This window comes from Pseudoalteromonas sp. BZA4 (assembly GCF_040104395.1).
Classification (GTDB): domain Bacteria; phylum Pseudomonadota; class Gammaproteobacteria; order Enterobacterales; family Alteromonadaceae; genus Pseudoalteromonas.
Map to the genome: position 1 here is coordinate 62,886 of NZ_JBECOT010000015.1, position 19,187 is coordinate 82,072.

General features: G+C 42.5%; 18 protein-coding genes and 1 pseudogene. 13 read left to right on the forward strand and 6 right to left on the reverse strand.

The genetic code is table 11. From position 1 onward, the window contains the following. Positions 1–2: 2 nt before the first annotated feature. Entirely contained in the window at positions 3–974 is a 972-nt protein-coding gene (locus ABMY41_RS08730) for a KpsF/GutQ family sugar-phosphate isomerase (protein WP_062566529.1), read from the reverse strand. A gap of 3 nt (positions 975–977) precedes the next feature. Further along, positions 978–1,946, reverse strand: coding sequence for a calcium/sodium antiporter (locus ABMY41_RS08735; RefSeq protein WP_287244243.1), 969 nt, complete (start codon positions 1,944–1,946; stop codon positions 978–980). Between the two features lie 247 nt (positions 1,947–2,193). Between ABMY41_RS08735 and ABMY41_RS08740 the strand changes: the two genes are divergently transcribed. From ABMY41_RS08740 to murA, 7 genes are read left to right on the forward strand one after another with little or no spacing between them, the layout of a single operon-like run. Continuing rightward, positions 2,194–3,012 carry an ATP-binding cassette domain-containing protein gene (locus ABMY41_RS08740; RefSeq protein WP_082401555.1) on the forward strand — a complete coding sequence of 273 codons (819 nt, stop codon included), beginning with the start codon at positions 2,194–2,196 and terminating at the stop codon, positions 3,010–3,012. Continuing rightward, entirely contained in the window at positions 3,005–3,784 is a 780-nt protein-coding gene (mlaE, locus tag ABMY41_RS08745; RefSeq protein WP_054554167.1) for a lipid asymmetry maintenance ABC transporter permease subunit MlaE, read from the forward strand. Before ABMY41_RS08740 ends, mlaE begins: the two co-directional genes overlap by 8 nt. A 13-nt stretch (positions 3,785–3,797) precedes the next feature. Continuing rightward, positions 3,798–4,346 carry an outer membrane lipid asymmetry maintenance protein MlaD gene (mlaD, locus tag ABMY41_RS08750; protein ID WP_054561096.1) on the forward strand — a complete coding sequence of 183 codons (549 nt, stop codon included), beginning with the start codon at positions 3,798–3,800 and terminating at the stop codon, positions 4,344–4,346. Positions 4,347–4,348: 2 nt separating this feature from the next. Then, positions 4,349–5,026, forward strand: coding sequence for an ABC transporter substrate-binding protein (locus ABMY41_RS08755; protein ID WP_175083489.1), 678 nt, complete (start codon positions 4,349–4,351; stop codon positions 5,024–5,026). After that, a complete protein-coding gene (locus ABMY41_RS08760; RefSeq protein ID WP_054561094.1) occupies positions 5,019–5,312 on the forward strand; it encodes an STAS domain-containing protein in 294 nt (97 codons plus the stop codon). The genes ABMY41_RS08755 and ABMY41_RS08760 overlap by 8 nt, the downstream gene beginning before the upstream one ends. Before the next feature lie 5 nt (positions 5,313–5,317). Then, positions 5,318–5,575: a BolA family protein gene (locus tag ABMY41_RS08765; RefSeq protein ID WP_054554171.1), complete on the forward strand. Its 258-nt coding sequence runs from the start codon at positions 5,318–5,320 to the stop codon at positions 5,573–5,575. A 15-nt stretch (positions 5,576–5,590) separates the two neighbouring features. Beyond that, positions 5,591–6,850: a UDP-N-acetylglucosamine 1-carboxyvinyltransferase gene (gene murA / locus ABMY41_RS08770; RefSeq protein ID WP_055199193.1), complete on the forward strand. Its 1,260-nt coding sequence runs from the start codon at positions 5,591–5,593 to the stop codon at positions 6,848–6,850. 67 nt (positions 6,851–6,917) lie between these two features. Here the strand turns inward: murA and ABMY41_RS08775 are convergent, their stop codons facing one another. The 3 genes from ABMY41_RS08775 to ABMY41_RS08785 form a co-directional block, all read right to left on the reverse strand. Next, positions 6,918–8,000, reverse strand: a complete 1,083-nt coding sequence (locus tag ABMY41_RS08775) for a trypsin-like peptidase domain-containing protein (protein ID WP_058585926.1) — start codon at positions 7,998–8,000, stop codon at positions 6,918–6,920. 98 nt (positions 8,001–8,098) lie between these two features. Next, positions 8,099–9,451: a Do family serine endopeptidase gene (locus tag ABMY41_RS08780; protein ID WP_054561091.1), complete on the reverse strand. Its 1,353-nt coding sequence runs from the start codon at positions 9,449–9,451 to the stop codon at positions 8,099–8,101. 123 nt (positions 9,452–9,574) lie between these two features. Beyond that, a complete protein-coding gene (locus ABMY41_RS08785; RefSeq protein WP_055020791.1) occupies positions 9,575–10,018 on the reverse strand; it encodes a YhcB family protein in 444 nt (147 codons plus the stop codon). Between the two features lie 178 nt (positions 10,019–10,196). Between ABMY41_RS08785 and zapE the strand changes: the two genes are divergently transcribed. Then, the gene (gene zapE, locus ABMY41_RS08790) at positions 10,197–11,285 is read left to right on the forward strand and encodes a cell division protein ZapE (RefSeq protein ID WP_054561089.1); all 1,089 of its coding nucleotides are present in this window, start codon (positions 10,197–10,199) and stop codon (positions 11,283–11,285) included. 101 nt (positions 11,286–11,386) lie between these two features. Here zapE and ABMY41_RS08795 read toward each other — a convergent pair whose 3' ends face one another. Continuing rightward, complete coding sequence (locus ABMY41_RS08795) at positions 11,387–11,644, reverse strand: hypothetical protein (protein ID WP_282658492.1); 258 nt, start codon at positions 11,642–11,644, stop codon at positions 11,387–11,389. A 95-nt stretch (positions 11,645–11,739) separates the two neighbouring features. Between ABMY41_RS08795 and rplM the strand changes: the two genes are divergently transcribed. The 5 genes and pseudogenes from rplM (at position 11,740) to ABMY41_RS08820 (ending at position 18,822) form a co-directional block, all read left to right on the forward strand. Further along, complete coding sequence (gene rplM, locus ABMY41_RS08800) at positions 11,740–12,168, forward strand: 50S ribosomal protein L13 (protein WP_054554177.1); 429 nt, start codon at positions 11,740–11,742, stop codon at positions 12,166–12,168. Between the two features lie 8 nt (positions 12,169–12,176). Next, entirely contained in the window at positions 12,177–12,569 is a 393-nt protein-coding gene (gene rpsI, locus ABMY41_RS08805; protein ID WP_095209788.1) for a 30S ribosomal protein S9, read from the forward strand. A gap of 315 nt (positions 12,570–12,884) precedes the next feature. Further along, positions 12,885–14,312: an NAD-dependent succinate-semialdehyde dehydrogenase gene (locus ABMY41_RS08810; protein WP_349274506.1), complete on the forward strand. Its 1,428-nt coding sequence runs from the start codon at positions 12,885–12,887 to the stop codon at positions 14,310–14,312. 161 nt (positions 14,313–14,473) lie between these two features. Next, on the forward strand, positions 14,474–17,122 hold the full coding sequence (locus ABMY41_RS08815; protein WP_349274507.1) for a family 20 glycosylhydrolase: 2,649 nt from the start codon (positions 14,474–14,476) through the stop codon (positions 17,120–17,122). A gap of 411 nt (positions 17,123–17,533) precedes the next feature. Further along, positions 17,534–18,822 (forward strand): annotated as a pseudogene (locus ABMY41_RS08820) (sugar MFS transporter). Positions 18,823–19,187 lie beyond the last annotated feature (365 nt).

Genomic DNA, 19,187 nt, shown 5'->3' on the forward strand with positions numbered 1-19,187 from the left:
GCTTAAAGAACTCCTGCTTTTAATAGGTCTTGCATATTAAGGGCACCAATTGGCGTATTACTTTGATCTACCACAATTAAACCATTGATACGTTTACGTTCCATAATATTTAAAGCTTCAGCTGCAAGCATATCAGGGCGAGCAGTTGTACATGAACGGGTCATTACTTGGCTAATTGCCGTATTATGGATATCGATGCGCTGTTCTAAAATACGGCGTAAGTCACCATCAGTGAATAATCCGGCTAACTTTTCATCTGCACCAATCACCGCGGTCATACCAAGGCCCTTGGCTGACATTTCGATTAGTGCGTCTTTAATGCTTTGGGTTTCGCTAACGATTGGCGTGGCGTCGCCTGCGTGCATCACATCATCTAATGTAAGTAATAAACGTTTACCTAAGCTGCCACCCGGGTGCGAAAGCGCAAAATCATCGGCTGTGAAACCACGGGTTTCAAGTAACGCAACCGCCATTGCATCACCCATAACCAAGGTCGCTGTGGTACTTGCAGTTGGCGCAAGGCCTAATGGACATGCCTCTTGGCTTACTTTAATGCACACATGTACATCAGACAGTTTGGCCATGGTTGAGTCTGGGTTGCCTGTTAGTGAAATCATTTTTGCGCCAATGCGCTTGATAACAGGGATAATGCTAAGTACTTCGCTGGTTTCGCCTGAGTTCGAAATACACATCACCACATCATCACGGGTGATCATGCCTAAATCACCGTGGCTTGCTTCGCCAGGATGAACAAAAAATGCCGGTGTGCCAGTACTTGCAAGAGTCGCCGCAATTTTATTACCAACGTGGCCAGACTTGCCCATACCAATCACAATAATACGACCTGTACATTGGAACATTAATTGGCAAGCGTTATCGAAATCTTGATTTATATATTGCTCAATTTCTTGTAAAGCTTGTGCTTCAATTTCGAGTACGCGCTTACCCTGCGCGATAAAGCTAGGTTGTGTCATTAATTATCCTACTTGGCTGAAAATATAGCCCTGATATGCAATAAATGCGACTAACAAGAAGCCACCTTCTACTCTATTGATACGACGAGCACCTTTAAAGTTCAATGACATGGCAATCAATACAACGGTTGCTGCAATCATGATAAGTGCATCGCGGTTTGCCGCAGAAGGATCAATAATTGATGGGTTGATAATGCCCGCAAGTGGTAATACGGCGAGTAAATTGAAAATGTTTGAGCCAACGATATTACCAAGCGCTAAATCGTCTTCGTTCTTTAATACCCCTGCAATACAGGCCGCCAGCTCTGGTAAGCTGGTACCAATAGCAATAATGGTTAAGCCTATTACAAGGTCTGATAGACCAAAATATTTTGCGATATCAACGGCTGATTCAACTAAAAAGTGTGAACTGACTGGTAATAAAATCATGCCGATTATTAACCAAAACACGGCTGATTTGGTACTGACATCGTTCGGAACATCTTCACATGCTTCGCTGACGAATGGGTCATCTTGGTTTTTAGCGCGCAGAGAAACAATAACTAAACCACCAATAAACACAGCAAAAGCAATCATCAAGGCAATGCCTTCAGCGAACGAAAAATAGTTATCTGAGAACACATACCAAGCGGCTACTGAGATTAACAATACCAGCGGCATTTCGCGTTTAAGTGTCATTGAAGATACTGAAAGAGGGCGTAGTAAAGCTGTGACACCAAGTACAAGTAAGATATTAGTAATGTTAGAGCCGACCGCATTACCTACCGCAGTATCTGTTTTATCAGCAAGTGCTGCCGATGCTGATACCATCATTTCAGGGGCTGAAGAGCCCATAGCAACAACGGTTAAACCAATGATTAGGGTGGGGATCCCCATATTTTTCGCGAGTGCAGCCGCCCCATAAACAAACCGATCGGCACTCCAAACGAGTGCAGCAAAACCAATAATTAAAATGACAAAAGAAGTCACCATTGTGATACGCCAACATTACTTATACAGATGACTGCAAATAGTAACAAAAGCGAACCTGAAAGTATAAGTAAAAGAATGGGCTGGCGAGCATAAAGCGTCTTAGCAAGGAAACTAAATTTCAGGTGTCGTTAAGCTCTTTGCAGCTAGCTTTAGAATTTATTGATAGAAAATATTACAAAATTTTACGATTTGTTTTTTCCATCTTGACTAAAAAACCCTTAAAATGGCAAAACTAGTGAAAAACGTTATGGAGAGCGACTTGTCGCAATCAATAGTAGAAATCAAGGATGTAACCTTTTCACGGGGCGATAGAATCATATATAAAAATATGAGTTTTAACATTCCGAAAGGCAAGATTACCGCTATCATGGGACCAAGCGGCATTGGTAAAACCACCATGTTGCGCTTAATTGGCGGTCAGCTTAAACCTGATTCTGGTGACATTTTATTTGAAGGCAACAGCATTCCTGGCATGACTCGCAAGGAACTTTACGCTGCCCGCACCAAAATGAGTATGCTGTTTCAAAGTGGCGCTTTATTTACCGATATGTCAGTGTTTGACAATATCGCCTTTCCTTTGCGTGAACATACTCAACTCAGCGAAGATTTAATCCGTCTTGTCGTTTTAATGAAATTACAAGCAGTCGGCTTACGTGGTGCACAAGACTTAATGCCATCTGAGCTTTCTGGTGGTATGGCTCGCCGTGCTGCTTTAGCGCGTTCAATTGCTCTTGATCCAGAGCTTATCATGTACGATGAGCCATTTGCTGGCCAAGATCCTATCTCTATGGGTGTGTTAGTTAAGCTAATAAAGTCACTGAATGAGGTGCTAGGTTTATCATCACTTATCGTGACCCATGATGTAACAGAGGTTATGAGCATTGCTGATCACGTGATCATTATTGCTGATCAAGGGGTGATAGGCGAAGGTTCACCAGAGCAAATGCAAAACCATGAATCTGAACTTGTACAACAGTTCTTAAATGGTTTATCGGATGGCCCTGTACCATTCCATTTCCCAGCTCCTGCGTATGATGATGAATTACTAGGAGTGCATAATGCTTGATCTATTCCAGAAGTTAGGTCACAAAACATTAGGGCGCTTTGCAGCGCTTGGCCGTTCTACTCAGATGTTGTTTGGTGCACTCGTTAATGTGCCGAACTTCAAAAAAGGCACGCCTTTACTTGTTCGCCAATTATATATGGTGGGCTCGCAATCTCTTTTAATCATTATGGTGTCAGGCTTATTCATCGGTATGGTGCTCGCCCTGCAGGGTTACACCGTATTAGTAGGCTATGGTGCTGAAGATAGCTTAGGGCCTTTAGTAGCATTGAGCTTATTACGTGAGTTAGGTCCTGTAGTAACAGCGTTACTGTTTGCAGGACGCGCGGGTAGTGCGCTTACTGCTGAAATCGGTTTAATGAAAGCAACTGAGCAATTATCAAGTTTAGAAATGATGGCGATTGATCCACTTAAACGCATTATTGCACCGCGTTTTTGGGCTGGTTTTATCAGTATGCCATTGCTTGCATTGATCTTTTCTGCGGTTGCTATTATCGGCGCTCATTTAGTGGGTGTTGATTGGCTTGGTGTTGACTCAGGAAGCTTCTGGTCAATCATGCAAGCGCAAGTGTCGTTTCAACAAGATATTGTGAACGGCATGATTAAGAGTTTTGTATTCGCCATGATTGTGACTTGGATTGCACTTTACAAAGGCTATGACTGTGTTCCTACTTCAGAGGGGATCAGTAAAGCGACAACAGAAACCGTTGTGCACTCGTCATTGGCAGTATTAGGTTTTGACTTTATTTTAACAGCGGTAATGTTTACCAGCTAATTAGGGTATAAAGATGAATTCACGGAAATTAGAAATATTAGTTGGCTTTTTTGTAGCCCTTGGTATCGCTGCATTTGCATTATTAGCATTTAAAGTTGCGAATGCCGGCATTAGTGGTAGTGGTGAGACTTACCAACTGAACGCAAAGTTTGAAAACATTGGTTCTTTAAAAGCACGTGCGCCGATTAAAGTAGGTGGTGTAGTTGTTGGCCGAGTTGAATCAATCTTTATTCACCCAAAAGAGTTTGTGCCTGTGGTAAATATGGCGATTGATGCAAATTACTTATGTAAGTTTTCAGACACAACATCAATCTCTATTTTGACATCAGGTATTTTAGGTGAACAGTACTTAGGCATTAACCCTGTTATTGCCCCTGAATCTGCTGAGCAACGCTGTATGGGTGAAGATGTAACAGCAAGTGAGCATGATACAGATCTAGATGATCTATTTGGTGTTGAAAGCAAAGCGCTTGCAGATGGTGACTACATTACTGATACAAAATCAGCGCTTGTTTTAGAAGAGTTAATCGGTCAGTTCTTATTCAACCAGGGTGGTGAATAATTATGTTTAAGAAGTTTTTATTATGTATTGCTGTGCTGTTTAGCCTAAACGCACAAGCCGCTGAACCTAAGGTTGATTTAAAAGACCCGTACAAAATGGTTCGTACAGTGTCAGATAATACTTTTGCACGTATTACCAAAGACCAACCTCTTATCGCGAAAGATAAAGAGCATCTTCGCGTTATCGTAGAAGAAGAGCTAATGCCTTACATTGACTACAAGTATGCTGCACTGCGCGTACTAGGTAATCACGTGTCAAAGGTGCGTGCTATCGAAGATAAAGAGGAAAAAGCGAATGCGATTAAAGAGTTACAACGCTTTATTGACGTTTTCCAAAAGTATTTAATTGCAACTTACGCAGGTGTGTTTACTCAATACACTAACCAAAGCGTTGAGTTTGCTCCGCCTCAGCCTTTCAAAGGCCAAGATGTGGTGGTTGTTAAAACTAAGATTGTTGAAGCCGGTAAACCTGATATCAGAATCGACTTTAAAGTACGTGAAGACCGCAGTGGTAACTGGGGCGCGTACGATATGATTGCAGAAGGTATTAGTTTGCTTGATGCTAAACAAAGTGAATTACAAGGTATTTTACGCCAACATGGTCTAGATTATGTAAGTGACTTACTAGAGCAGAAGAGCCAACTGCCAGTGCAATTTAGAGGTGATGGTGGTGATGAGTAAAGTCGAGATTACTCAACTTGAAGATAACCAGTTTCGAGTCAGTGGCGAACTGACTCGAAATTCAATTGGCCGTGAACGCCTTCTGAATGCCAAGCCAGATTCTAGCCATAAAACATGGTATTTTGACCTTTCTGGGCTATCTAGGGTTGACACGGCGGGCTTAGCTTGGTTAATTCACTCTTTCGCAGAATTAAAGCAGCAAGGCATTCACCTTGAACTGCAAAATAGCCCTGAACAATTGCAAAATTTAATGCAGTTGGGTCAGGTCACAAACCTATTTGAGTGAGATTTATGGAAACAAGCCAAGTCGAAACGTTATTACGCGACGAACTAAAACTAGATGAAGTGATTGTTAAAGCAAATGGTAGCCACTACGAAGTGATTGCTGTTGGTGAGTGTTTTGATGGTTTATCTCGCGTGAAGAAGCAACAGTTGGTTTATGCTCCGTTAATGTCAACAATCTCAGACGGTACAATCCACGCTGTATCTATCAAAGCGTTCACACCGACTGAATGGAAACGCGAACAAAAATTTATTTTACCTCAATAGTCGCAGGGCCTCCTTATGGATCAATTTGTTATTCAAGGTGGCACCTCGCTGGCAGGTGAAGTCACTATTTCTGGCGCTAAAAATGCCGCTCTTCCAATTCTTTTTGCTGCGCTTTTAGGGCAGGGCAAAAGTACCTTTAGTAATGTTCCTCGTTTACGCGATATCGGCACAACAGAAGCCTTGTTAAAAACACTGGGTGCAAATGTCGAGTGGCAGCAAGACAAACTAATCATTGATGGTGCGACGGTTGATAAAACGCTTGCACCGTACGAGCTGGTAAAGCAAATGCGTGCCTCAGTGCTTGCATTAGGCCCTTTAGTTGCCCGCTTTGGTGAAGCGCAAGTATCACTGCCAGGTGGTTGTGCAATTGGTGCCCGCCCAGTTGATATCCATATTCAAGGCCTTGAGCGCATGGGCGCTATCATCAAGGTTGAAAATGGTTACATCAACGCCAAGGTTGATGGTCGCTTAAAAGGCGCTGAAATCTTTATGGAGATGGTCAGTGTTGGCGCAACAGAAAACTTACTAATGGCAGCAACGCTGGCTGATGGTAAAACAGTACTTGAAAATGCAGCTCGTGAACCTGAAATTACCGATCTTGCTAATTGTTTAATTGCGATGGGGGCGAAGATCAGCGGTGCAGGTACTAGCCGTATCGAAATTGAAGGGGTTGAGTCATTATCGGGTTGTGAATACAGCATTCTTCCTGATCGCATTGAGACTGGTACCTTCTTGGTTGCGGCGGCAATGGCTGGCGGTGAAGTACTTTGTAAAAATACAGACCACCATAGTCTTGATCCTGTAATTGAGAAGTTGCGTGCTACCAATGCCTTGGTTGAAGTCACTGATAACAGCATTTACCTTGATATGCGTGGCCGCGAACTAAAAGCGGTTAACATTAAGACTATGCCACACCCGGGTTTCCCTACCGATATGCAAGCGCAATTTACAGCTTTAAATGTGGTCGCGAAGGGCAGTGCAACCATCACAGAAACGATTTTCGAAAACCGTTTTATGCACGTGCCAGAGTTACAGCGTATGGGTGCAAACATTCGCTTAGAAGGTAATACGGCAATTTGTGGCGATACCGAAAGCTTATCGGGCGCACAGGTAATGGCAACTGATTTACGTGCCTCTGCAAGTCTAATTCTTACTGGCATCGTTGCTCAAGGTGAGACTATTGTTGACCGCATCTATCACGTAGATCGTGGTTATCAACGCATTGAAGATAAGTTGAGTGCGCTGGGTGCCAATATCAAGCGCCGTTCAAGCTAATCGCTAAGACTTACAAAAAAGGCCTAACATCAGTTAGGCCTTTTTTATATCTGTGTTGTTTCAGTAATTACTGATCGTCTTCAAGTTCTGCAACAGTTACCATCACTTTTAAGACCTTACCATCGCGGTAAATCTCAAATTCAAGTTCTTTGCCTGGCTCTGTATTCGCAAGCTTCTCAAGCACTTGTTGTGGGTTAGCTACAGGAATACCGCCAATCTTGATTACAATGTCAGTTTCTCTGATGCCTGCTTTCCAAGCTGGGCCAAATGGATCAAGTTGAGAAATACGCATGCCTGCAACAGGTGTAAAGCTATCGCTTACATCTTTGCCTGTGCTATCAATGCCTGTGCCACTAAAGCCTAAATAGCCACGTACGACACGGCCATGTTTGATTAGCTTATCCATCACATCTTTGGCAATCGAGTAAGGTACCGCAAAGAAGATACCTTGAATATCGAGATTTTCATGAGTTTTAAATTGCGCCGAGGTAATACCGACTAAGTCACCTCGTGAATTGACTAACGCGCCACCTGAGTTACCCACGTTAATCGCTGCATCCATCTGTAACAGGCTGCTGTATGGGCTATCGATTAAGTTTTGTTTACCCGTCGCACTGATAATACCTTGGGTAATGGTTTGACCTAAGTTAAGTGGGTTACCAATCGCTAAAACAACATCACCAACACGTGGCTTAAATTTATCGTTCACTGGAATTTTTGGTAAATGCTCAGCGCTGATCTTTAATAGCGCTAAATCTGTTTGAGTATCAAAACCAATCACTTGCACATCATAAAAGCGACGGCCATCAGCGAGTGTAACGATAATGAGATCGGCATTTTTGATTACATGGTAGTTAGTAAGAATATAGCCGTCTTGGGTCATGATCACACCAGAACCAAGAGCTTGAACAGTGTTTTGGCGTTTATAGCGCGGTTGATTGGAAATGCTTTCTGAAAAAATAGTAACAACCGACGGTGCTGCTTTTTGCACTGCATCAGCAAAGCTCATGTGCTCTGATGATATCGCCGCAGGTAAATTCATATCTGGTAACAGTGTGCTACGAAGGCTTGGGCTAAATAACACCACTAAAAAGGCAATGCCTAAACCGGTGAAAAGCGGAGGAAGGATAAATTTAAAAAGTTTTAGCACAGTATTCTTATTATCAGTGAGCAATCCCTTAATGATGGCACAAAAAAAATAACAGCGGCAAGCACCGCTGTTATTTTTTCATGATTTATCAACTAGGTTTACTGTATCAGTACGAAAATAAGCTCTCTACCGCGTTTAACACCTAGTACGATGTTACCTTTGGTATTTTCGATGATCTTATTCATGTCGCGGATTGTTTCAACGCGTTGACGATTAACTTGCATGATCACGTCACCTTCTTCAAGGCCAACACGAGCAGCAGGAGAACGTGCTTGCACGCCGGTTACTTCAACCCCTTTTCCATCACTCTTCTGAGTGTTTTCTAATGTTGCACCTTGGAAAGCAGGGTGTGTCTCTTCGCCAGCGGCAGTAGTTGCTGATGCACCATCGAGTGTGACATTTACAGTTTTAACTTTGCCATCTCGGTAAATGCCCAGTTTTACTTTTTTGCCTTCACCAAGTGTGGCAATTTTACTGCGTAGTTCATGGAAGCCACTAATTTCGGTGCCATCGACGCTAATAATTACATCACCGGCTTTGATACCCGCTTTACTTGCTGCGGTATCATCCATTACTTGCATAACGTAAGCGCCTTGCTTCACGTCAAGTTGTTGTGCTTTAGCAAGGCCTGCATCAAGTGGGCGACCCGAAATACCTAATGAGCCACGGCGCACTTCGCCGTGTTCGATAATTTGGTCAACAAGGTTTTTCATCATGGTAGATGGAATTGCAAAGCCAATGCCCACGTTACCGCCAGATGCGCCTAAGATAGCGGTGTTGATACCAATCAGTTCACCGTTAAGGTTAACTAACGCACCGCCTGAGTTACCTTGGTTGATAGCTGCATCGGTTTGAATAAAGTCTTCATAGCCTTCTATATTTAAACCGCTACGGCCAAGGGCACTGACGATACCTGATGTTACTGTGTGACTTAAACCAAATGGATTACCAATGGCAACAGCAAAATCACCTACACGTAACTGATCTGAATCGGCAATTTTAAGCGCTGTTAAGTCCTCCGCATCAATTTGCAATAAGGCAATATCTGACTCTTTATCACTACCGATTTTAGTTGCTTCATATTCGCGACCATCTTCTAAGGTCACCACCATTTTTTCGGCATCTTCGATAACATGGTTATTGGTTACCACGTAACCTTCGTCTGCATCAATGATCACACCTGAGCCTAGGCCACTAAATTCACGCTTCTGGCTACCACCACGAGGAACACCAAAAAAGTCATCAAAAGGAGTCGCACGGCGGCGAACTTCTTTAGAGCCTGACACTTGAATACTCACCACACCCGGTGTGATCTGTTCAAGCATAGGTGCTAGGGTTGGCAATTGTTGACCATTTACAGCAACAGGAAGTTTTGCCATTGAAATTGCAGGACTTAATAATAAGCTAGAAGATAAAATAGCAGCACTGATAACAGATAATTTCATTTTCATAGTCTGGGTTTACTCCACTTCAGAGATAAAGCAAAAACTAAAAAGGGCTGCATAAGCAGCCCTTTTCTTGGTTTAGATATAAAGCTGTTATATCTAAAGACTATGGGGTCAAAAAAAAGTTCATCAAGAGGCTTTAGAATGTTCTGAAACTTTCTCTGAGCCAGTGAACAAGCCCGTTTCACCTACAACATAGTCAGCAGGCTGAGCTTCGGCACTTGAACGATCGCCTCTGCGGTCTTGTAATGAGTTTTGTAATTGCTCAGTCGTTTCTTTAGAAAAGAAAGGCTCATTTGGATGCTGTTTTTTATCAGCAAGTAGTAGTTTATTTGTCTCTTCTACATGGTTTAGTAGCTGGTCGTAGTTATCTTTCATTTTAGATACTAGCTTACCTGTGCTCGCTAGATGATCAGCTACATCTTGACGATATTGTTCAAGCGCATTGTTAGCTTGCTCGACTTGTTGTTCTAGTTCGTCTTGCTTAAATTGTTTTTTGGTTACAAAAGCACCAATGAAGAATGCTGAAATTGCAACGATGATTAGAATACCTATCCAGGTAATTGTGCCCATAAATCTACCCCTTTGGGAAAAAATAACAAAAACAAATGCTTTAAAAGCATTTATAGTCCAATCATTATTAAAATATGCTTAATTTGATTGTGAAATCATACTGCGGGCTAATATACCCTGAGATACGATGCGTGTTAATATACTGTGCAAATTTAACTGTGTTTTATTGTAACGACCTATGACTCCTTGGCAGAAATACCAACAAGATTTACAACGTGAAGACTTTGTACATGATGCAGCGCAAGAAAATGCAGTGCGCCATTTGCAAAGACTCTATGATGACCTAACGGCAGACAAACCGGCCGCGAAGGGGTGGTTTGCCAAATTATTCTCTAAAGATAGCACGCCGAGTATAAAAGGGCTGTATTTTTGGGGCGGAGTAGGTAGAGGTAAGACCTATTTAGTTGATACTTTCTACGAAGCTTTACCTACTGATCGTAAGATGCGTGTGCACTTTCACCGTTTTATGCATCGCGTGCATGATGAGCTGAAAAAGTTAAAAAATACCAGCAATCCATTAAATGTGGTTGCAGATATCTTTAAATCAGAAACAGATATTATCTGTTTCGATGAATTTTTTGTGCAAGATATCACTGATGCAATGCTACTAGGTGGTTTGATGGAAGCATTATTTGAACGTGGCATTGTGCTGGTTGCTACGTCAAACATCGTGCCTGATGAGCTGTATCGAAATGGTTTACAACGTGCGCGTTTCTTACCAGCAATTGAGCTGGTAAAAGCCAACACCGAAATCGTAAATGTAGACTCGGGGGTTGATTATCGTTTACGTACCCTTGAGCAAGCCGAAATTTTCCATAGTCCGCTTGATAAGCAAGCTGATGATAATTTATTTGAATACTTCGATAAGTTGTCACCTGAGCCGGGTGTGCTCGATAAAGAAATTGAAATTGAAGGGCGGATGATCAAAACCCGTAAAGTGTCTGACTGTATTGCTATGTTTGAGTTTAGTGAACTATGTGAAACAGCCCGCAGCCAAGTTGATTACATGGAAATAAGCCGACTTTATAACACGGTGATTTTGTCTAACGTAAAATCATTAGGCCAAGCCAATGATGATGCGGCACGACGTTTTATCGCGTTAGTGGATGAATTTTACGAGCGCCATGTAACGCTGATTATTTCTGCTGAAAAGCCAATAACCGAACTATATAGCGAAGGTAACTTAAATTTTGAATTTAAGCGTTGTATTAGCCGACTACAAGAAATGCAATCGCTAGAGTATTTAGCAAAAGAGCATCTAGCTTAGTAGAGCTGTCAGCTTTCAGCCGTCAGTTTTTAGCTGATCGAGATGGTGGTTTAGTTTTTATGTTTTTTAACCACAATAGCTTTACATTTATTTCTCTGGTTTTATGTTTTTGATAGCTGATAGCTGATAGCTGATAGCTGATAGCTGATAGCTGATAGCTGATAGCTGATAGCTGATAGCTGATAGCTGATAGCTGATAGCTGATAGCTGATAGCTGATAGCTGATAGCTGATAGCTGATTTTCTCGAATAAAAAACAACCATCATATAGCAATGTGGTTCAAGTGCTGGTATACTCCCGCGTCTGCCACGTTGCGTTCTATTGCCAGATATTAGTTTAGCCTCTAATTGATGGCTCAAAGTCTTAAACTCGAAGGGGTTAAAGCATTCAACTTAGAGCGGTAATTAATAATAATTACCTGTGGTTTTAATTAAAAAACATTGGATTTTAATAAATGAAAACGTTTGTTGCTAAGCCAGAAACAGTAAAACGTGACTGGTACGTAGTTGACGCTGAAGGTAAAACTTTAGGTCGCATCGCTACTGAAATCGCTCGTCGCCTACGCGGTAAGCATAAAGCTGAGTACACTCCTCACGTAGATACTGGTGATTACATCATCGTTATCAACGCTGAGAAAGTTACTGTTACTGGTAATAAAGCAAAAGACAAAATGTACCACGCACACACTGGTTTCCCAGGTGGTCTTAAGTCTACTACTTTCGACAAGCTTCAAGCTGCAAAGCCTGAAATGATCATCGAAAAAGCTGTTAAAGGCATGTTGCCACGTGGTCCTTTAGGCCGCGCAATGTACCGTAAACTTAAAGTTTACTCAGGTACTGAGCACAACCATGCTGCACAACAGCCTCAGGTTCTAGACATTTAAGGAGCACTATCATGGCAAATCAATACTACGGTACAGGTCGTCGTAAAAGTTCAAGTGCTCGCGTATTCTTACGCCCAGGCACTGGTAACATCGTAATCAACAAGCGCTCTCTAGAAGAGTACTTCGGTCGTGAGACTGCTCGCATGGTTGTTCGTCAAGCATTAGAGCACGTAGAAATGACTGAAAAGTTTGACCTACACATCACTGTTTCAGGTGGTGGTACTACTGGTCAAGCTGGTGCTATCCGTCACGGTATCACTCGTGCACTTATGGAGTTTGACGAGTCTCTACGTCCTACACTTCGTAAAGCAGGTTTCGTTACACGTGATGCACGTAAAGTTGAGCGTAAGAAAGTGGGTCTTAAGAAAGCACGTAAGCGTCCACAATTCTCAAAACGTTAATATTTACGTTTATCAGAATACCAAAAACCCAGCTTCGGCTGGGTTTTTTGTTTTTTGGAGCTGTCAGCCGTCAGCCGTCAGTTTTTAGCTGATCGAGAGAGGGCTTAGTTATTTATGCTTTTAAACAACAATAGCTTTACATTCATTTCTCGGGTTTTAAGCTTTTGATAGCTGATAGCTGATAGCTGATAGCTGATAGCTGATAGCTGATAGCTGATAGCTGATAGCTGATAGCTGATAGCTGATAGCTGATAGCTGATAGCTGATAGCTGATAGCTGATAGCTGATAGCTGATAGCTTTTACTTGGAGGTTCTATGTCTGATTTGGTTTTTTCTGATTCGTTTATCGACGGTGACTTTTACTCTACGAGCCAGCGTTTTAGTGTAGATAACCCCGCAACCGCAGAGTCGATTACTCAGGTTTCTGATATTGATGAAGCTGGAGTTGAGCAGGCTTTAAAAAGTGCTGACGAGGCATTTAGCAAACTAAAGCAAACAACTGCAACCGAACGTAGTGAAACGCTGCGCCGTTGGTATGAGTTGGTTATTGAGCACAAGCAACAGCTTGCTGAGTTAATGACTAAAGAGCAGGGTAAGCCTTTAAAAGAAGCCTTGGGCGAAGTGGAATACGGTGCAGGCTTTATTAAATGGTTTAGTGAAGAGGCAAAGCGTAGTTATGGTGACACAATTCCTGCTACTGATAGCAAACATCGTTTAACAACGATAAAGCAGCCAATCGGTGTAGTGGCTGGTATTACACCTTGGAATTTCCCGATTGCCATGATCACCCGTAAAGTGGCACCCGCTTATGCCGCGGGTTGTAGTTTTGTGATTAAACCTTCGGAGCATACGCCATTGTGCGCTATTGCCTTAGCCTATCTTGCTGATAAAGCCGGATTTGTAAAAGGTGCGCTGAACGTGGTGGTCTCTGAAAACGCAAAAATGGTGGGTGAGATCATGACCGAGTCGGAGCGTGTTCGTAAGTTCACATTCACTGGCTCAACCGGTGTAGGTAAGCAGTTACTATCGCAGTGTGCCTCAACAATTAAACAAACGTCAATGGAGCTTGGCGGCAATGCCCCGTTCATTATTTTTGATAATGCCGATTTAAATGAGGCTGTTGCTGGCCTTATGGGGGCTAAATTTAGAAACGCAGGGCAAACCTGTGTTGCCGCTAACCGAATTTTTGTTCAGCGCTCAGTGCTTGAAACTGTGCTCGAAAAACTCACAGACAAAGTGGCTGAGTTAAAGGTAGGCAATGGTCTTGATGACGGGGTAGATATCGGCCCATTAATTTACCCTAAAGCAAAAGAGAAAGTTCAAACGCTTGTGCAAGATGCGGTTGATAAAGGGGCGTCGTTAATCGGTGATAACAGTGAGCTTGAAGGTAGCTTTCAAGCACCATTAATTTTAACCGATGTGACCCCAGAGATGGATATCTATCATGATGAAGTGTTTGGCCCTGTAGTCAGCATAATCGCCTTTGATGATGAAGAAGAAGTACTTCAACTTGCGAACGACGTACCTTACGGTTTAGCTGCATATTTTTATAGTGAAAACATCAAGCAGGTTTATCGCGTAAGCGAAGCACTCGAATACGGCATGATTGGTATTAACGAAGGTCTTATCTCAAATCCCGTAGCGCCATTTGGCGGCGTTAAACAGTCAGGCTTAGGCCGAGAAGGCGGCCACCAAGGGTTAGATGAGTACCTAGAAGAGAAGTATCTGTGTGTTAAGGTTTGAGCCGTCAGCCTGATAGCTGATAGCTAACTCCTCACCTTTATTTTTCATAAAATGATAGCGCTGTCATTTTAGTTTTTATATGATAGGAACGAATTATTAACAAAAATGAAAAATAGTACGCAGAAATACCGTACACTCAGGGCTTAAACGAGGAGAAAGTAATGGATTTTAAGAAGTCACTATTCGCGGTAATGCTAGCGACTGCGCCTTTAATGGCAAGTGCAGCATTAACTCAATCGCAAGTTGATCAGTTTGCGAAAGGTACCGAACTGCTGTTTTCGGTAGAAGATAACTTTCGTAATAAAGATGCGGGCTTTTTAGGAAAAATTACCCTCAACAATGGCTCTGATGTGGCGTTACCTGCAGGCGAGAGCGACTGGCAGCTTTATATTCACTCTGTTCGTAAAATCTCAACCGAGCATGTTGCGGGCCTAAACATTGAACACGTTAATGGTGACCTTCATCGCATCGTACCAACGAGCTCGTTTAAAGGTTTAGGTGCAGGTGAAAGTTTAGCGTTGCCGTTTGATGCGCAAGTATGGATTGTAGCTTACAGTGACTTTATGCCTCGGGCATTTTTTGTTTCAGGTAAGAATAAACCAGCCGTATTTGCCAACACCGACACTGAAGACTTTAAACAGTTTGTGACGCCATTTACCCGTGAAAATCAGTTACGCCGTTACAATGAGCCAAAAGATTTATCGGTTTTAGCAACGGCAAAAGTACGTTTCGAGCGTAATAGCACAGATAAGGTGTCGATCAGTAAAGACGATGCTTTAAAGCGTATTATTCCGAAGTCTCGTAAAGTCGATTTTAATCGAGGTAGCGCAACGTTAAACAATACTTGGCAAATTAGTTATCAAGGGCAGCTTAAACACGAAGTTATGGTGTTTATGCAAGACTTGCAAGATGACTATGGCATTAGCCTTAAAGCACAGCCTGATCATATCAATGTCGGCAAAGACAAAGTAATTCGCTTAAAAGTTGACCCTAAACTCAATAATGCAAAAGCAGAAAGCTACACCCTAGAGATTGATGATGAAGTGATCAATATCGTAGGTAGCGATAACGCAGGTGTGTTTTATGCGATGCAAAGCTTATTGAACCTCATTCCTGCAAATAGCCAAGGCAGTGCCAGCTTACCGCAGTTAGAACTTGAAGACTCACCGCGTTATGGTTGGCGTGGTATGCATTACGATAATGGTCGTAACTATCATGGCAAAGAAGCAATGTTCAAGCTGGTTGAGCAAATGGCTCGCTATAAAATGAATAAGCTACACTGGCACTTTTCAGAAGATGAAGGTTGGCGACTTGAGATCCCTGGCCTACCAGAGCTTACCGACGTTGGTGGCTATCGCTGCTTTGATTTAGAAGAGCGCGAGTGCTTATTAACTCAGCTTGGCACAGGGCCATTTAAATCAGGCTCAGGTAATGGTTATCTGAAACGTGATGAGTTTGTTGAGCTATTAAAGTTTGCGAAAGACCGCCACATTCAAATCATCCCAGAAGTTGAAGGGCCAGGCCATGCGCGTGCCTCAATCAAAGCGATGGAAGCGCGTTATCACAACATGTTAGAAGAAGCTGAGAAAGCCGCTAAAAACAACATTAAAACGCGCTCTGCAAACAAAGAAATTCAACACATAGATATGGGGCCAGCAACGCAATATTTGCTTACTGATCCAAAAGATACCTCTGTGTACATGACCGTACAAAACTACAAAGATAACTCAATGAATGTGTGTATGGACTCAACCTACGCATTTTTAGATAAAGTAACTTATGAACTTCAGCAGATGTATCGCGAAGCAGGTGTGCAGTTAAAGAACCTGCATATTGGTGGTGATGAAGTCGGTGCTGGTTCGTGGATAGGCTCGCCAATCTGTCAGGCGTTATTTGCCGATCCAAATAACGGTGTAGCTGGCCCGGCTGATTTAAAACCTTATTTCACACAACGTGTTGCAACCTTACTTGAAAAACGCGGTATTTCTCCGGGGATTTGGGAAGATGGCATCATGTACGACCGTGAAAACTCGTTTAAACGTGATGAGTTCCCTAACAAAACCTTTACCGTTAATACTTGGGATAACATTTGGGAATGGGGCGTTGCCGATAGAGCATACCGCCTAGCAAATGCCGGTTATCAAGTGGTGTTATCACACGGTACGCATTTGTACTTTGACCACCCATACGAAGCAAGCCCTGAAGAGCGTGGTTATTACTGGGCCACTCGTTACACAGATACTAAAAAAGCCTTTAATTACATGCCTGATGACGTGTATGCCAATGCCGATTACACCCGTACCCGTGAGCCAATTGTTAATTTAGAAGCGTTGGTTGGTCGCCCGTTACCTAAACTTGAAAAGCCAGAGAACATTCTGGGCATGCAAGGTCAGGTATGGTCAGAAACAATCCGGACTGAAGAGCAAGTATTAGCAATGATCTTCCCGCGTATTCTGTCAGTGGCAGAGCGCGCATGGCATAAAGCCGATTGGGAAGGTGAAAGTGTCGATATTAAAAAACAAGCAAAAGACTGGGCTGAGTTCTCAAGTGCTGTAGGCTTAAAAGAGCTTGATAAGTTAGCTAAAGATGGCATCAATCTGCATTTACCGGTACCGGGCGGTGTGATTGAAGATGGTAAGTTATATGCCAATAGCGCATTTGCATATTTGAGCATTGAGTACAGTCTAGATAACGGCCAAAGCTGGCAAACTTACGCTGAGCCTGTAAAAGTTGATAGTAATGCAAAAGTTGCGCTACGCACCCGTTTAAATGCACAGCAAACCAGCCGCGTGACCGTTGTTGGTGAGTAATGTTTTGCGATGAATAAATGTGACGCCTACAGTAAAGCGTAGGCGTCATATTTTGTTTTAAGCCACTTATATTCACAAAGAGGATAAGAGAGCGCTACGCTTACAGAAAAAGAGCACTATTATTACTTCCTCATTTTCTTCTCATTTACTCCTCTTTGTGCAATTACTTTCGCGCGAAATAAATTTCACGCCTACAATACCCCGCACCTCGTAGGCGTCACGCTTGCTTGGCGCGTTTTACATTCAACACCTTTCGGCTCAAAACTGACGGCTCCTAGAAACCACTTAAAAGAAATATGTCAGCGCTGTCATTTTTGTTGCGATAGTGTTATAAATGTTTAATATCTCTTTTATATAATCATCTGAATCAGCAGCGCCGAAGAGTCGAACTGTGCTGTTATGGGAAATGTTATGTCTGAAATGAATAAACAAAGCAGTGTTGTGCCTATGGCGATTGTCGCCACGCTGTTTTTTATACTGGGTTTTGCTACATGGTTGAATGGTTCACTGATGCCATTTTTACAGCAAATTTTGCAGCTTTCACCGTTTCAGGCATCGCTGATTATTTTCTCGTTTTATATCGCCGTGACTTTTACGGCTCTACCTTCGGCGATGATCATCAGAAAGGTAGGTTATAAAAACGGTATGGCGCTGGGTATGGCGACCATGATGGTGGCAGGTTTACTGTTTATTCCTGCTGCAAAAACGCAAGTTTTTGCACTGTTTTTATTCGCGCAGCTCGTTATGGGGGCTGGGCAAACATTGCTTCAAACAGCGGTTAACCCATATGTAGTAAGAATTGGCCCCGAAGAATCAGCTGCGGCTCGCGTTAGTATTATGGGTATATTGAATAAAGGTGCGGGTGTTGTTGCACCTATTGTATTTACTGCACTGATACTCAGCGACTTTAAAGGCTTTGTAGGTAAAGAGCTTAGCCAAACTGATATTGATGCCATGGCCAATGGCTTAATATTACCGTATTTAGGGATGGCTATTTTTATTGGTATACTCGGCTTTGCAGTTACTAAAATGCCATTACCAGAGTTAATTGATGACGACGTTGATGAACAAAAACCAGGGCAAGTAAAAGAAGCGTTAAGCCATCCGAGCCTTGCATTAGGAATAGTGGCACTTTTTGTTTATGTAGCCGTTGAGGTTATCGCAGGTGATACCATTGGCAGCTTTGCGCTGTCGTTAGGTGTTGAAAAATACAGTGTTATGACATCGTACACCATGGGTTGTATGGTACTAGGTTACTTTTTAGAGATTTTTTACTTATTCCAAGAGTGTTATCGCAGCAAACAGCGCTAACTATTTCAGCGGTATTGGGCTGTGTGTTAACCTTAGCGATAGTCACTGGTAGCAATGAAACTGTATTTATATCAACATTGTTTGGCCTAAAATCGGTACTACCTGATACCTTATTGCTCATTGCTGTGCTAGGCTTTGCTAATGCCATTGTATGGCCTGCGGTTTGGCCGTTAGCATTATCTGGTTTAGGCAAGCTAACTAGTGTAGGCTCTGGTCTGCTCGTTATGGGTATAGCCGGTGGAGCGTTTGGTCCATTATTTTGGGGCTTAGCTAGTGGCGGCGTAAAAAGCGCAGAAGCACAACAAATGGCTTATATTGTAATGTTGCCTTGTTATTTATTCATACTTTTCTATGCTGTTAAAGGCCACAAGATGAAAAGTTGGAAGTAATTATGAGTTTGAGGTTGGGTGTAAAGCGCACCGCCTTGAACTTTGAAAAGCATTTCTAGTAAATAGAAATAATCCCGTGTGTAATGCCACCGAAAGGTGGCATTTTTTTGTTTGGGGTTTGAAAAATTAGGCGCTAGGTATTAGGGGATAGGCTCTAGGTGCTAGGCTTTCGCGTGAAATAAATTTCACGCCTACAATACCTCGCATCTCGCATCTCGCATCTCGTATCTCGCATCTCGTAGGAGATGTATGGACTCCTCCCCCAAATATAGTGAGTACGGTATAAAGAAATTGGACAATTACTTTTACCAATAAGGAATCCATACATGTCAAAATTTAACCTAATTAGCATCGACTTGGCAAAA

Coding starts and splice junctions, on each gene's coding strand:
- ABMY41_RS08730 (WP_062566529.1), bottom strand. CDS start 974: ATGACACAACCTAGCTTTATCGCGCAGGGTAAGCGCGTACTCGAAATT.
- ABMY41_RS08735 (WP_287244243.1), bottom strand. CDS start 1,946: ATGGTGACTTCTTTTGTCATTTTAATTATTGGTTTTGCTGCACTCGTT.
- ABMY41_RS08740 (WP_082401555.1), top strand. CDS start 2,194: ATGGAGAGCGACTTGTCGCAATCAATAGTAGAAATCAAGGATGTAACC.
- mlaE (WP_054554167.1), top strand. CDS start 3,005: ATGCTTGATCTATTCCAGAAGTTAGGTCACAAAACATTAGGGCGCTTT.
- mlaD (WP_054561096.1), top strand. CDS start 3,798: ATGAATTCACGGAAATTAGAAATATTAGTTGGCTTTTTTGTAGCCCTT.
- ABMY41_RS08755 (WP_175083489.1), top strand. CDS start 4,349: ATGTTTAAGAAGTTTTTATTATGTATTGCTGTGCTGTTTAGCCTAAAC.
- ABMY41_RS08760 (WP_054561094.1), top strand. CDS start 5,019: ATGAGTAAAGTCGAGATTACTCAACTTGAAGATAACCAGTTTCGAGTC.
- ABMY41_RS08765 (WP_054554171.1), top strand. CDS start 5,318: ATGGAAACAAGCCAAGTCGAAACGTTATTACGCGACGAACTAAAACTA.
- murA (WP_055199193.1), top strand. CDS start 5,591: ATGGATCAATTTGTTATTCAAGGTGGCACCTCGCTGGCAGGTGAAGTC.
- ABMY41_RS08780 (WP_054561091.1), bottom strand. CDS start 9,451: ATGAAAATGAAATTATCTGTTATCAGTGCTGCTATTTTATCTTCTAGC.
- ABMY41_RS08785 (WP_055020791.1), bottom strand. CDS start 10,018: ATGGGCACAATTACCTGGATAGGTATTCTAATCATCGTTGCAATTTCA.
- zapE (WP_054561089.1), top strand. CDS start 10,197: ATGACTCCTTGGCAGAAATACCAACAAGATTTACAACGTGAAGACTTT.
- rplM (WP_054554177.1), top strand. CDS start 11,740: ATGAAAACGTTTGTTGCTAAGCCAGAAACAGTAAAACGTGACTGGTAC.
- ABMY41_RS08810 (WP_349274506.1), top strand. CDS start 12,885: ATGTCTGATTTGGTTTTTTCTGATTCGTTTATCGACGGTGACTTTTAC.
- ABMY41_RS08815 (WP_349274507.1), top strand. CDS start 14,474: ATGGATTTTAAGAAGTCACTATTCGCGGTAATGCTAGCGACTGCGCCT.